The sequence below is a fragment of the Planosporangium mesophilum genome (genome assembly GCF_016863255.1).
GTDB lineage: Bacteria > Actinomycetota > Actinomycetes > Mycobacteriales > Micromonosporaceae > Planosporangium > Planosporangium mesophilum.
On the sequence record NZ_BOON01000001.1, the window covers coordinates 103,433 to 116,422 of the forward strand.

Below are 12,990 nucleotides of genomic sequence, written 5' to 3' on the forward strand. Positions count from 1 at the left end.
ACGGCAGCGAGACGGCGCCGCGCTCAGTGACGGCCGCCGCGGCCGCCGTTCGCGGCCGCCCGGCCGTTCACGGCAGTCCGACCGTTGCCCGTGGTCCGGCCGTTCGCCGTGGTCCGCGCCGGGGGCTGGGTCGGGTCCTCCAGCCGGCTCACCCACTCCGTCACCTGACGGGAGATGTCCTGCGCGGTGAGGCCGAGGTCCGCGAGGATCTGGGCCCGCGTGCCGTGCGGGTGCCAGTCCTGCGGGATGCCGAGGTCGCGCAGCGGCACCCAGACGTCCGCGTCGCGCAGCGCCTTGGCGACCGCGTCACCGACGCCGCCGGTACGGACCCCGTCCTCCAGCGTCACCACGAGCCGGTGCTCGCGGGCGAGCCCGACCAGGTCGACCGGCACCGGGCGGACCCAGCGCGGGTCCACGACGGTCACGCCGTACCCCTGCTCGGCCAGCCGCGCGGCGACCTCGACGCCCAGGTGGGCGAACGAACCGACCGCGACCAGCAGGACGTCGCGCCGCTCGGCGCGGGCGAGCACGTCCACGCCGCCGACCCGGTCGATCGCCGGCAGGTCGGCGGCGACGCTGCCGGTCGGGAACCGCACGATCGTCGGGCCGTCCTCGATCGCCACCGCCTCGCGCAGCTCGACGCGCAGCGTCGCGGCGTCGCGCGGGGCGGCGATGCGCAGGCCCGGCACGGTACCGAAGACCGACATGTCCCAGATGCCGTAGTGGCTGGGGCCGTCCGGACCGGTGACGCCAGCCCGGTCGAGCACGATGGTGACCGGCAGCTTGTGCATGGCCACGTCGAGCAGTACCTGGTCGAAGGCCCGGTTGAGGAACGTCGCGTACACCGCGACGACCGGGTGCAGCCCGCCGATCGCCAGGCCGGCCGCGGAGGTGATCGCGTGCTGCTCGGCGATGCCGACGTCGTAGGCGCGCTCCGGGTACTTGCGCATGAGCTTGGCGATGCCGGTCGGCTCGGCCATGGCGGCGGTGATACCGACGACGTCCGGCCGCTCGTCGGCGATCGCGACGAGTTCCTCGGCGAAGACGTGGGTCCACTTCACCGAGGCCGGTGCCAGCAGCTTGCCGGTCTCCGGGTCGAACGCGCCGCCCGGGCCGTGCAGGCAGTCCGCCTCGTCCTCCTCGGCCGGGCGGAAGCCGTACCCCTTGCGGGTCACCGCGTGCACGATCACCGGCCCGCCGTACGCCCTGGCCCGGCGCAGCGCCGACTCCATCGCGGCCAGGTCGTGCCCGTCGACCGGGCCGACGTACTTGATGCCGAGGTCCTCGAACATCGCCTGCGGCGCGACGGCGTCCTTGAGCCCCTTCTTGAGCCCGTGCAGCACCTCGTAGAGCGGGCCGCCCACCACCGGGGTGTGGCCGAGCGCATCCTTGATCAGGTCGAGGACCTTCTCGTACCCGGGGCTCAGGCGCAGCGTCGACAGGTGGTCGGCCAGGCCCCCGATCGTCGGCGCGTACGAGCGGCCGTTGTCGTTGACGACGATGACCAGGGGGTTCCTGGAGGTGGCGATGTTGTTGAGGGCTTCCCAGCACATCCCGCCGGTCAGCGCGCCGTCGCCGACGACCGCCACGACGTGGCGCTTCTCGCCGCGCAGCGCGTACGCCTTGGCCACGCCGTCGGCGTAGGACAGCGCCGTGGAGGCGTGCGAGTTCTCGATCAGGTCGTGCTCGCTCTCGGCCCGGCTGGGGTAGCCCGACAGGCCGCCGCGCTGGCGCAGCAGGTCGAACCCGTCCTGGCGGCCGGTGACGATCTTGTGCACGTACGCCTGGTGCCCGGTGTCGAACAGGATCCGGTCCTTGGGCGACTCGAACACCCGGTGCAGCGCGAGGGTGAGCTCGACAACGCCGAGGTTCGGACCGAGGTGGCCGCCGGTACGCGAGACCTTGTCGACGAGGAAGTCCCGGATCTCGGCGGCGAGGACGGTCAGCTGCTCCTCGGTCAGCCCCCTCAGGTCCTGCGGATCACGGATGGAGCCGAGAAGACTGGTGGGGCCGTCAGCGGAAGCGCTCATGACGGGCCAGTCTAGCGGGGGCGCGCACGCCGTCATCGGGGGCGATCACTCGTTCACACATCCCTCACATGTGGCACGCAACGGACCGGTCCACCCCCGCGGCGGACCGGTCCGTCACTCCCGGTTATCGGGTTCAGCTCTTCACGGAGCCGGCCATCAGGCCGCCGATGAACCATCGTCCCAGCACGATGTATACGAACAGGGTTGGCAGCGACGCGATCAGGGCGCCCGCCATCGACGCAGCGTAGTCGGGCGACTGTGCGCCGGCGAGGGCATTGAGCGCGATGGTGATCGGACCGTTGCTCGTGTTCGACAGGAAGATCGCGAACAGGTAGTCGTTCCAGGCCGACGTGAACTGCCAGATGACCGTGACCACGAAGCCCGGTACGGAGATCGGCAGGATGATCGAGGAGAACGTGCGCAGCAGTCCCGCGCCGTCGACCCGGCCCGCCTCGATGAGCTCGACCGGCACGATGGTGGCGTAGTAGTTGCGGAAGATCAGCGTACAGATCGGGATGCCGTAGATGCAGTGCACGACGATCAGCGTCGGGATGCCCGGCGGCAGCCCGGCGGACTGGACGATCTGCCGCAACGGGATCATCACGGCCTGATACGGGATGAACATTCCGAACAGGATCAGCGTGAAGACGACGTCCGCGCCCGGGAAGCGCCACCGCGACAGCACGAACCCGTTCGCGGAGCCGAGGAGCGACGAGATCAGCGCAACCGGGATGGCCAGTTCGAAGGTACGCAGGAACGACGGCTGGAGCGCCGTCCACGCCTTGGTCCAGGACGCGAGTGTCCACTCGGTCGGGAGGCTCCACTGCCCGTTGACGCCGATCTCCCGGCCCGACTTGAAGCTGGTCACGATCAGCACGTAGGCCGGCATCAGGACGATGAGCAGGAACAGCAGGAGCAGGGCGTACTTCACGGCACGGCCGGCCGGCGACGGGCGGTTGAGGCCCCGGCGCTTGGGGCGGGGGCTGTCGACCCGGCCGGACGCGGTAGTCGGCGGCGGCGTGACGATGCTCGTGGACGTCATGAGCGGCGCTCCACCCGGTTGTTGTAGACGAGGTAAGGCACGATCACGACCGCCACGAGCAGCAGCAGGACGACCGAGATCGCCGCGGCCTTGGCGTAGTCGCTGGTCAGCAACGTCTGCCAGACGTACACGGCGGGAACCTCGGTGATCCACTGTGCCCCGGAGACGGACATGATCAGGTCGAACATCTTCATCGACATGTGCCCGAGGATGATCAGGACGGACAGCGCCGTCGGCGTGAGCTGAGGGAACAGCACATGCCGGTACATCTGGTAGGTGGTCGCGCCGTCGACCTGGGCCGCCTCGCGCAGCTCGGGCGGGATGCCGCGGAACCCCGCCAGGAACAGGGCCATCACGTACCCGGCGAGCTGCCAGATCGCGGGCACCGCCATCGCGGCCATGCCCCACTGCGGGTCGGTCCACCAGGGGTTCTCCAGGAAGCCCAGGTGCAGGTCGTGGAAGATCCGGTTGAGGCCGCCGGCCTGCTCGCCGGTGCCGGAGTTCATCAGCCACCGCCACACCACGCCGGAGGCGACGAACGAGACCGCCATCGGGAAGAGGTAGACGGCCCGGAAGACGCCCTCGCCGGGCAGGCCCCGCTCGAGGATCAGCGCCCAGATGAGGCCCATCACGAGCGCGCCCACCATGAACACCACGGTGAAGATGAGCAGGTTCTTCAGCGAGTGGGTGAACCGGCCGTTGATGTCGTTCACGAACAGGTCGACGTAGTTCTTCAGGCCGACGACGCTGCCGGACCTGATCGCCGTGTGCTGGTCGGTCAGCGAGAGCCGCGCCGTCCAGGCGATCAGCCCGTACACGAAGACGGCGAGCAGGATCAGCGACGGGGACAGCAGGAGCAGCCCGGGGCCCCAGCGCCGCACTCCGCCGGGCGCCGACCTCCTTCGCCTGCGCCGGCTGCCCGGCGCGGGGGGCAGTGTTGCCGAACTGGTCGTCACCTCAGAGAACCTCCGTGTTACCGCGGCCTGCCGCCGGTGGCGGCGGAGCCGGGCTTTCAAGCACCGGCTCCGCCGCGTCGGCGTGGATGGAGAACCCTGACGGGAACTACTTCTTCGTGTACTGCTTGGCGGCGGCGTCGAGCGCCTTCTGCAGCGCCGCCACGTCCTGGTCGCTGGAGAACTTGCCCTGCGCCGAGGCGACGGCGCCCTGCCAGCCCTGCGAGCAGGCGGAGCCGTGCGGGCACGACGGCACCGGCACGCCGCTCTTCCAGTCGGCGATCGCCGTCTGCTGGTACGCCGGGTAGTCCGCGGCGTTGGCGTCGGTACGGGCCGGGATCGAGCCCTTCTTGGTGTTGAACGCCTTCTGGCCGGCGGCGCTACCGAGGGTCTTCAGCCAGCACTTGGTGCCCTCGGCGTTCTTCGCACCCTTGGGCAGCACGAACGAGTCGGCCAGCCACTGGTACGCGTTGCCGTTGCCCGGGAACACCGCGTACCCGTAGTCCTTGAAGCCCTTGGTGTCGAGGTCCGCGGCCTCCCAGTCACCCATCAGCTGGAAGGCGGCCTTGCCGTCCATCAGCAGCTTCTCGGCGTCGGTCCAGTCGAAGGTGTCGCGGTCCTTGTTGGAGTAGCTCAGGAGCTTCTTGTAGTCGTTGAGGGCCTGGGTGACGTCAGCGCCGGTCCAGCTGGTCTTGCCGTTCCACAGCCCGGTGAACTTCTCCGCGCCCAGGTCGCTGATCAGGACCGCCTCGAAGAGCATCTGCTGGGTCCAGTCCTTGCCCACGGCCAGCGGGGTCTGCACGCCCTTGGCCTTCAGCGTGTCCAGGACGGTGAAGAACTCCGGCAGCGTCTTCGGCACCTCGTTGACGCCGGCGTTCGCCAGGACCGTCTTGTTGGTCCACAGCACGTTGGCCCGGTGGATGTTCGCCGGCACCGAGTAGATCTTGCCCTGGACCGTCAGGCTGTCGATCAGGCCCTTGGGGAAGGCGCTGTCGAGGCCCCACTCCTTGTACTGGGCGCTGAGGTCCTCGACCTGGCCGGCGTTGATGTAGTCGGTCAGCTCCGCACCCGCGTGCGCCTGGAACGTGTCCGGCGGCTGGGCCTGCTGGAGCCGCGACGCCAGCACCTGCTTGGCGTTGGAGCCCGCGCCACCGGAGACGGCGCCGTTCTGGAAGTTGTACTGCGAGCAGTCGGTCTTGAACTGGCTCACCAGCCCGTCGAGCCCGGCCTTCTCGCCGCCGTCGGCCCACCAGGTGAACACCTCGACGTCCTTGCTGGCCTGCCCGCCACCGCCGCTGCTGCCGCAGGCACTGGCCAGCAGCGCGACGGCGATCCCGGCGGCGGCGACCGCGGCTCGTTTCGAGAAGCGCATCGAACCTCCATCTGTCACGATGTCGTTTACCTCAGTTGTCGTCGCGACCGCTGTCGTGGAGTCGTCGGCCGTCGCACGAGGCCTCGCGTGACGACCACGACCGCCGACGGGTGCTCCGTGTCGAAGCACCGGATGTCCATGTCGCGTATCTCCCACGGCTGCCGTCAAGGCCCCGGGTTACGGCGAGCGGAGGTCCGCACGCCTCCTCCCCGGTGAGAAGACGGGCTGTCGGTTCTGGTCGGCAGCCTTCTATCCCTTGCGGCGTTCTGTCAATAACTGCACATGATCTCGTGATAAGGCCGCAACATTGGCGTGGATTGAGCGTTACCCAGGCCAAGAAAGGCGCAAATAGGGGCAGGTATAGGAAAGTCTTGACAGAACCCGGGGTTCGCTAAGACGATTCCGCCGTGACTGCGGAACGCGTCGATGCCGGCGCCCTGTGGGACCGGATCCTCGCCGGAAACGCGCGTCGGGTCGCGGAGATCCTGCGCGCGTACGGGCCACGCACGCGCTCCGAACTGGTCACTCTCACCGGCCTGTCCCGCCCGACCGTCACGGCCGGCCTCGCCGAGCTGACCGGCGCCGACCTGGTCACCGAGGAGCTCTCGTCGGCCGCCCGCCCGGCCGGTGGGCGGCCCGCCGCGGTGGTACGGCTGACCCGCGCGGCCGGCCTCGCCCTCGGCGTCGACGTCGGCCGCCGGCACGTACGGGTGGCCGTGGCCGACCTCGGTCACACCATCCTCACCGAGCGGGCCACCCGGCTGGACCGGGACGCCGACGACCACCCGTACGAGGTGCTCGACGTCGCCACCGCGCTGGTCGACCACGCGCTGGAGGCCACCTCGGCCACCCGCCGCGACGTCGTCGGGGTGGGCCTGGGCATCCCGGCACCGATCACCCGCCAGGGCCGCATCGGCTCCGCCGCCCTGCTGCCGGCCTGGGCCGAGCTGGCACCCGGCGAGGAGCTGGCGGCCCGGCTCGACCTGCAGGTACGGGTGGAGAACGACGCCAACCTGGGCGCGCTCGCGGAGTACCTGTGGGGCGCCGGCCGGGGCTGCGTCGACTTCGTCTACGTCAAGCTCGCCACCGGTATCGGGGCCGGCATCGTGCTCGACGGCCGGCTCTACCGGGGCGCCGCCGGTACCGCCGGCGAGCTGGGCCACGTCACCCTCGACGCCCGGGGCCCGCTCTGCCGCTGCGGCAACCGCGGCTGCCTGGAGCTGACCGCCGGCGGGCGGGCGCTGCTGGAGAACGCCCGCCTGACCCGGCCCGACCTGGCCGACCTCGGCGAACTGGTACGGCTCGCGGCCGACGGCGACCCCGGCTGCCGGCGGCTGCTCATCGACGCCGGCACCCAGCTCGGGTACGCGCTCGGCGGCCTGGTCAACCTGATCAACCCGGCCCGCATCGTGCTCGGCGGCGAGCTGCGCGGCGGGGCGCCGCTGATGCGGGAGCCGCTGCGGCGGGGGCTCGCCGACACCGCGATGGCCGCCCCGGTCCACGCCGTACAGGTCGTCTCGGCCCAGCTCGAACAGCGCGCCTCGGCGCTCGGCGGGGTCACGCTCGCCCTCGGCGTCGTGTCTGCTTCATGATCACCGAGAGTTGTGGGCGTCAGGGCACCCACAGCTCTCGGTGATCAGGGGGAGGTCGGCTCGAGGAGGCCCACGCACTCCACGTGCTGGGTCATCGGGAAGGCGTCGAACGCCCGTAGCGCGGTGAGCCGGTACGCCCGGTCGGCGAACGTCGCCACGTCCCGGGCGAACGCGGCCGGGTCGCAGGAGACGTACGCGATCGCGCGCGGCTTGCGGTCCGTCACCGACTCGACCACCTCCCGGCCGACCCCGGCGCGCGGCGGGTCGAGCACCACGAGGTCCACCGAGCGCCAGCGCGGGTTGGCGATCACCGCGGCGACGTCGCCCGGCGCGACGTGCACCTGCGGCAGGTCGGCCAGGTTCTTGCGGGCGGCGGTCACCCCACGCGGGTCGGACTCCACGATGGTCACCCGCCCCTTCGGGCCCAGTACGGGCGCCAGCGCCGCGGCGAAGAGGCCGGCTCCGCCGTACAGGTCCCAGGCCCGCTCCCCCGGCTGCGGCTTCAGGAAGCCCAGGACGGCCTCGGCCAGGGCATCCGGCGCGGCCGGGTGGACCTGCCAGAAGCCGGTCGCGTCGATCCTCCACTCGCGGCCGACCGCCCGTTCCCGGACGATGCGCGGCCCGGAGACCAGGCGCACCTGCCGGCCACCGCGCGGCCTGGTGAAGATCGTCAGGTCGCCGCCGGTGGTCGCCACCACCTCGACGCCTCCCCCGCGTACCGGCCAGGTCCGGTCGGTCACCGGCGCCTCCTGGATGCGTGGGTCGGCGATCAGGCAGCGGTCGATCGGGATGATGTCGTGCGAACGGTGCCGGCGGAAGCCCGGCCGGCCCGCGTCGTCCACCGCGTACTGCACCCGCGTCCGCCAGCCGAGCGGCCCATCGGGCAGCGGCTCCACCCGTACCCGCAGATCTTCGACCTCGAGCTCGGACAGCCCGCCGATCCGGGTCAGAAGCTCACGCACCACCGCGGCCTTGAGCTCGTGCTGAGCGTCCGGCGTGGCGTGCTGCCAGTCGCAGCCGCCGCAGCGGCCCGGCTTGGCGTACCTGCACGGCTCCTCGACCCGGTCCGGGGATGCCTCCAGCACCTCGACCGCGTCGGCGCGCAGGTATCCGCGCCGCCGCTCGGTGACCACGGCCCGGACCCGCTCACCGGGCAGGGCGTGCCGGACGAAGACCACCTGGCCCTCGGGCAACCGGGCGACGCAGTGCCCGCCCTGCGCGACCGGCCCGACCGTCAGCTCGAGGACGGTCCCGATGTCGATATCCATGGTCGTCACAACTTTCGGGAAACTGTGGTCATCCGGGGCCCCGAGGCGACGACTTCCCGGAAGTCGTGCCGTTCATGTCCCGACGAACTCGTCGTCCGGGCGGGGCGTCTCCTCGCTGCCCGGTCGCGGGCCGCGCTGCGGGGTACGCCACTGGCTCTGCGCCATCCGCTCGAGGTTCTTGCCCTCGGTGGAGCTGAGCTGCCACGGCACGCTGACGACCATCACACCGGGCTCGAACAGCAGCCGGGTCTTGATCCGCAGGGCGCTCTGGTTGTGCAGCAGGTTCTCCCACCAGCGGCCGACCACGTACTCCGGGATGAAGACGGTCACCACGTCGCGCGGCGACTCCCGGCGCATCGACTTCACGAAATCGATGATCGGATTGGTGATCTCCCGGTACGGGGAGTCCACGACCGTCAGCGGCACGCTCAGCTCGCGCCGCTCCCACTCCGCCTGGATCGCCCGGGTGTCGTTGTCGTCCACGTTGACCGTCACCGCGGTGAGCGAGTCGGGCCGGGTCGCCTGGGCGTACGCGAGCGCCCGCAGCGTCGGCTGGTGGACCTTGCTGACCAGGACCACGGCGTGGTTACGCGAGGGCAGGACCGGCTTGTCCTCCGACGGCTCCAGCTCGCGGGCCACCTGGTCGTAGTGCCGGCGGATGGCCAGCATCAGCAGGTAGATCACCGCCATCGCGGCGATCGAGATCCACGCGCCCTTGGTGAACTTGGTGACCAGCACGAGGACCAGCACGAACCCGGTCATGCACAGGCCGAAGACGTTGATGGCGCGGGAGCGGATCATGCGTCGGCGGGCCGCCGGGTCGCGCTCGACCCGCAGCAGCCGGTTCCAGTGCCGCACCATGCCGCTCTGCGAGAGCGTGAACGACACGAACACCCCGACGATGTACAGCTGGATCAGCCGCGTCGTCTCGGCGTGGAAGGCCAGGATCAGGACGATCGCGGAGGCGGCCAGGAACATGATTCCGTTGCTGAACGCCAGCCGGTCGCCCCGCGTGTGCAACTGCCGGGGCAGGTAGCGGTCCTGGGCCAGGATCGAGCCGAGCACCGGGAAGCCGTTGAAGGCCGTGTTGGCCGCGAGCACCAGGATCAGCGCGGTGGTGGCGATGACGAACCAGAAGCCGGGCGCGAAGTGGTCGAACACCGTTCCGGCGAGCTGGGCGGTCACCGTCTGCTGCACGTAGTCCACGGGCGCGGAGACGATCTGCAGGTCGGCCGCGGCGCAGCCGGGCTTGATCTTGTCGCACTCGACGAACTGGATGCCGGTGAGGCGCGACAGCGCGATGATGCCGACCAGCATGCCGATCGCGACCGTACCGAGCATCAGCAGCGTCGTCGCGGCGTTGCGGCTCTTGGGCGGCTTGAACGCGGGCACTCCGTTGGAGATCGCCTCCACGCCGGTCAGCGCGGCGCAGCCGGAGGAGAACGCGCGCACCAGCAGGAACACCATCGCGAAGCCGGCGACGGAGTGCTCGGCCTTCACGGTGATGCCGGCGCTCTCGGCCCGCACCGGATCGCCGAGCACGAAGTAGCGGAACAGTCCCCACACGACCATGCCGATGATCGCGATCATGAACGCGTACGTGGGGATGGCGAACGCGGTGCCCGCCTCGCGGACACCGCGCAGGTTCAGCGCGGTCAGCACCAGCACGGTCACCACCGCGACCAGGGGCGCGTGCTCGGCCACCCAGGGCACCGCCGACCCTAAGTTCTGCACCCCCGAGGAGACCGACACCGCCACGGTCAGCACGTAGTCCACCATCAGCGCGCTCGCCACGCCGAGGCCGTACTTCGGGCCCAGGTTCACGCCGGCGACCTCGTAGTCACCGCCCCCCGACGGGTAGGCGTGCACGTTCTGCCGGTAGCTGGCGACGACCGTGAGCATGACGACGACGACGCCGAGCGCGATCCACGGCGAGAAGATGAACGCCGATGCGCCCGCGACCGACAGGGTCAGCAGGATCTCGTCGGGCGCGTACGCCACCGACGACAGCGCGTCGGAGGCGAACACCGGAAGCGCGATCCGCTTCGGCAGCAGGGTGTGCTGCAACCGGTCGGACCGGAACGGCCGGCCGACGAGGAGCCGCTTCAGCAAGGAGGTGGAACTGGCCACGGCAGCAAGAGTAGCCACGCACGCGCATAGCAGGGCCGGGGTGGGTGATCTCCACCCCCTTCGGGTACGGGGTGTACCGTCCCGCATCGCCGGTGAGCGTGCCCATGCCATGCTCGCAGCACAACGCACCAGGGAGTCCGGAGGGCCAGCGTGCACATCGTGATCATGGGCTGCGGCCGCGTCGGTTCGACGCTGGCGCTGAGCCTGGAGGCCCGGGGGCATTCGGTGGCGGTCGTCGACCGCAACGGGGAGTCGTTCCGGCGGCTCGGGCCGGACTTCACCGGCCTGACCGTCACCGGGGAGGGCTTCGACCGCCAGGTGTTGAGCGCCGCGGGCATCGAGCGCGCCGACGGCTTCGCCGCCGTGTCCTCAGGCGACAACTCCAACATCATCTCAGCCCGGGTGGCCCGGGAGACCTTCGGCGTCCAGCGGGTCGTCGCCCGGATCTACGACCCGAAGCGCGCCGAGGTGTACGAGCGGCTCGGCATCCCCACCGTCGCGACGGTGCGCTGGACCGCCGACCGGATGCTGCGCCAACTCGTCCAGGACAGCGCCGCCGAACTGTGGCGCGACCCGACCAGCTCGGTCGTGATCGTGGAGGTACCGGTGCACACCGGGTGGGTCGGTCGGCCGCTGCGCGCCCTGGAGGAGGCCAGCGGCGCGCGGGTGGCGTACCTGATGCGCTTCGGGGTCGGCACCCTCCCGACGTCCTCCACCGTGATCCAGGACGGCGACCAGGTGTACATGCTGGTCACCGACGACATGGCGGCGGGCGTGACGAAGGTGACGGGCAGCGCGCCGGAAGGGGCACAGTCATGAAGGTCGCGATCGCCGGAGCCGGCAACGTCGGCCGCTCCATCGCGCAGGAGCTCATCGACAACGGCCACCAGGTCATGCTGATCGAGCGGGAGCCGGCGCGCCTGATGCCGTCGCGGGTACCCGCCGCCGAGTGGGTGCTCGCCGACGCCTGCGAGGTGTCCAGCCTCCAGCAGGCCGACCTGGCCAACTGCGATGTCGTGGTGGCGGCCACCGGCGACGACAAGGCCAACCTCGTCGTCTCGCTGCTGGCCAAGACCGAGTTCGCGGTGCCCCGGGTGGTGGCCCGGGTCAACCGCGCCGAGAACGAGTGGCTCTTCACCGAGCAGTGGGGCGTGGACGTCTCGGTGAGCAAGCCGCGCATGATGGCCGCCCTGGTCGAGGAGGCGGTGACGGTCGGCGACCTGGTCCGCATCATGACCTTCCGCCAGGGCGCGGCCAACCTCGTGGAGATCACCCTGCCGTCCACGGCGCCGTACGTGGGTCACCCGGTACGCGAGGTGCCGCTCCCCCGCGACTCGGCGCTGGTGGCGATCCTGCGCGGCAAGCGGGTCCTCGTGCCCAGCCAGGACGACCCGCTGGAGGCCGGCGACGAGCTGGTCTTCGTGTGCACCGCCGAGGCCGAGGACGAGGTACGGGCGGTGGTCCTCGGACCCGACACGGCCGCGCGCCACCGGTCCGGAGGCGCGTGACGAACCGTCAGTTCGCCGGCTCGGGCGTGGTGCGCATGACCCGGCGCACCGAGTACACCGTGAGCACCAGCAGCAGGGCGTACGGCGGGTAGCCCAGGACCAGCCGGGCGATGCCGAGGGCGTTGTCCCGGTTGGCCAGGTAGAGCGAGCTCAGCACGGTCACCTTGATGACGTAGACGGCGGCCCAGAGCACCGTGAGCCGGCCGAACAGGCGCAGCAGCCGGGGCTCGGTGCGCCACCGCTCGGAGCCGCCGGCGAAGGTGACCGACCACACCCAGCCGACCAGGGGTCGGCGCACCACGACCGACGCGATCAGCGCCGCCGCGTACCCGAGCGTGTACAGGATCGTGGGCAGGTGGAAGTCCTTGGCCTGCCCGGTCCTGGACGCGAGGAACGCGCCCAACCCGATGCCGAACAGCCCGTTGAGGGCGTGCCGGATCGGCTCCCGGCGCGACAACCGCCAGCCGGCGATCCCCAGCCCGATGAGGACCGAGATGATCAGCGCCGGCCGCAGCGCCCACACGATGTTGGTGACGACGAAGACCGCGACCGGGACGCTCGACTCCACCAGCCCCCGGACCCCGCCGAGCTGCTCGGCGATCTGCTCCGAGAACGACGGGACAGGCGCCTCCTCGTCCTCGCCGGTCCTCGTCTGCTCGACGCCGGGGTTCGTCATGGTCTGGGAGCTTCCAGTTCGTAGTACGGGTTGTAGATGACCTTCCGGTCGTCGCGGAACGCGATGCGCCCGCGAGCCGTGACCGACCGGCCGGGCTCGATCCCGGCGATGCGCCGGCGGCCCAGCCAGACCAACCGGATCAGGTCGCTGCCGTCGTACAGGTCGGCCTCCAGGGTCGGCAGGTTGGTCCGCGGCGTGTAGACCACGGTACGCAGCCGGCCGGTGATGGTGACCAGCTGTCCCCTGCGCACGTCACAGGCCGGGGTACAGCCCGACTCCGCGGCGTCCCGCTGCAGATCCTCGGCGTCCAGCTCTTCGGGGCTGGCGAACAGCCGGCGCATGAACCGCCGTACCGGTGAGGGCCGTTCCTCAATGGCCATGGCCTCGCTGTCACCCTCCTCGGTGGGCAACGTCCCCGC

11 protein-coding genes are annotated in these 12,990 nt (G+C 70.8%); 3 read left to right on the forward strand and 8 right to left on the reverse strand.

What is annotated here, in order from left to right; genetic code table 11:
• Positions 1-23: 23 nt before the first annotated feature.
• From dxs to Pme01_RS00425, 4 genes are all read right to left on the reverse strand, one after another.
• Complete coding sequence (gene dxs / locus Pme01_RS00410; protein WP_203935355.1) at positions 24-2,030, reverse strand: 1-deoxy-D-xylulose-5-phosphate synthase; 2,007 nt, start codon at positions 2,028-2,030, stop codon at positions 24-26.
• 133 nt (positions 2,031-2,163) lie between these two features.
• Complete coding sequence (locus tag Pme01_RS00415) at positions 2,164-3,072, reverse strand: carbohydrate ABC transporter permease (RefSeq protein WP_168113211.1); 909 nt, start codon at positions 3,070-3,072, stop codon at positions 2,164-2,166.
• Positions 3,069-3,911, reverse strand: a complete 843-nt coding sequence (locus Pme01_RS00420) for a carbohydrate ABC transporter permease (RefSeq protein ID WP_239087938.1) — start codon at positions 3,909-3,911, stop codon at positions 3,069-3,071. Before Pme01_RS00420 ends, Pme01_RS00415 begins: the two co-directional genes overlap by 4 nt.
• 223 nt (positions 3,912-4,134) lie before the next feature.
• Complete coding sequence (locus Pme01_RS00425; RefSeq protein WP_168113210.1) at positions 4,135-5,397, reverse strand: ABC transporter substrate-binding protein; 1,263 nt, start codon at positions 5,395-5,397, stop codon at positions 4,135-4,137.
• Between the two features lie 407 nt (positions 5,398-5,804).
• On the opposite strand from Pme01_RS00425, the gene Pme01_RS00430 reads away from it, so the two are divergent.
• Positions 5,805-6,989 (forward strand): ROK family transcriptional regulator, encoded by a 1,185-nt coding sequence (locus Pme01_RS00430; RefSeq protein WP_168113209.1) that lies wholly within the window; start codon positions 5,805-5,807, stop codon positions 6,987-6,989.
• Between the two features lie 44 nt (positions 6,990-7,033).
• Here Pme01_RS00430 and Pme01_RS00435 read toward each other — a convergent pair whose 3' ends face one another.
• Together Pme01_RS00435 and Pme01_RS00440 are read right to left on the reverse strand one after the other, a co-directional pair.
• A complete protein-coding gene (locus Pme01_RS00435; RefSeq protein ID WP_168113208.1) occupies positions 7,034-8,257 on the reverse strand; it encodes a class I SAM-dependent RNA methyltransferase in 1,224 nt (407 codons plus the stop codon).
• Positions 8,258-8,329: 72 nt separating this feature from the next.
• A complete protein-coding gene (locus Pme01_RS00440) occupies positions 8,330-10,387 on the reverse strand; it encodes an APC family permease (protein WP_239087924.1) in 2,058 nt (685 codons plus the stop codon).
• Positions 10,388-10,537: 150 nt separating this feature from the next.
• On the opposite strand from Pme01_RS00440, the gene Pme01_RS00445 reads away from it, so the two are divergent.
• Positions 10,538-11,206: a potassium channel family protein gene (locus Pme01_RS00445; protein ID WP_168113206.1), complete on the forward strand. Its 669-nt coding sequence runs from the start codon at positions 10,538-10,540 to the stop codon at positions 11,204-11,206.
• Positions 11,203-11,895: a potassium channel family protein gene (locus tag Pme01_RS00450; RefSeq protein ID WP_168113205.1), complete on the forward strand. Its 693-nt coding sequence runs from the start codon at positions 11,203-11,205 to the stop codon at positions 11,893-11,895. The genes Pme01_RS00445 and Pme01_RS00450 overlap by 4 nt, the downstream gene beginning before the upstream one ends.
• A 7-nt stretch (positions 11,896-11,902) precedes the next feature.
• Here the strand turns inward: Pme01_RS00450 and Pme01_RS00455 are convergent, their stop codons facing one another.
• Positions 11,903-12,571: a DUF3159 domain-containing protein gene (locus tag Pme01_RS00455; RefSeq protein ID WP_168113204.1), complete on the reverse strand. Its 669-nt coding sequence runs from the start codon at positions 12,569-12,571 to the stop codon at positions 11,903-11,905.
• Positions 12,568-12,951 (reverse strand): OB-fold nucleic acid binding domain-containing protein, encoded by a 384-nt coding sequence (locus Pme01_RS00460; protein WP_168113203.1) that lies wholly within the window; start codon positions 12,949-12,951, stop codon positions 12,568-12,570. Before Pme01_RS00460 ends, Pme01_RS00455 begins: the two co-directional genes overlap by 4 nt.
• Positions 12,952-12,990 lie beyond the last annotated feature (39 nt).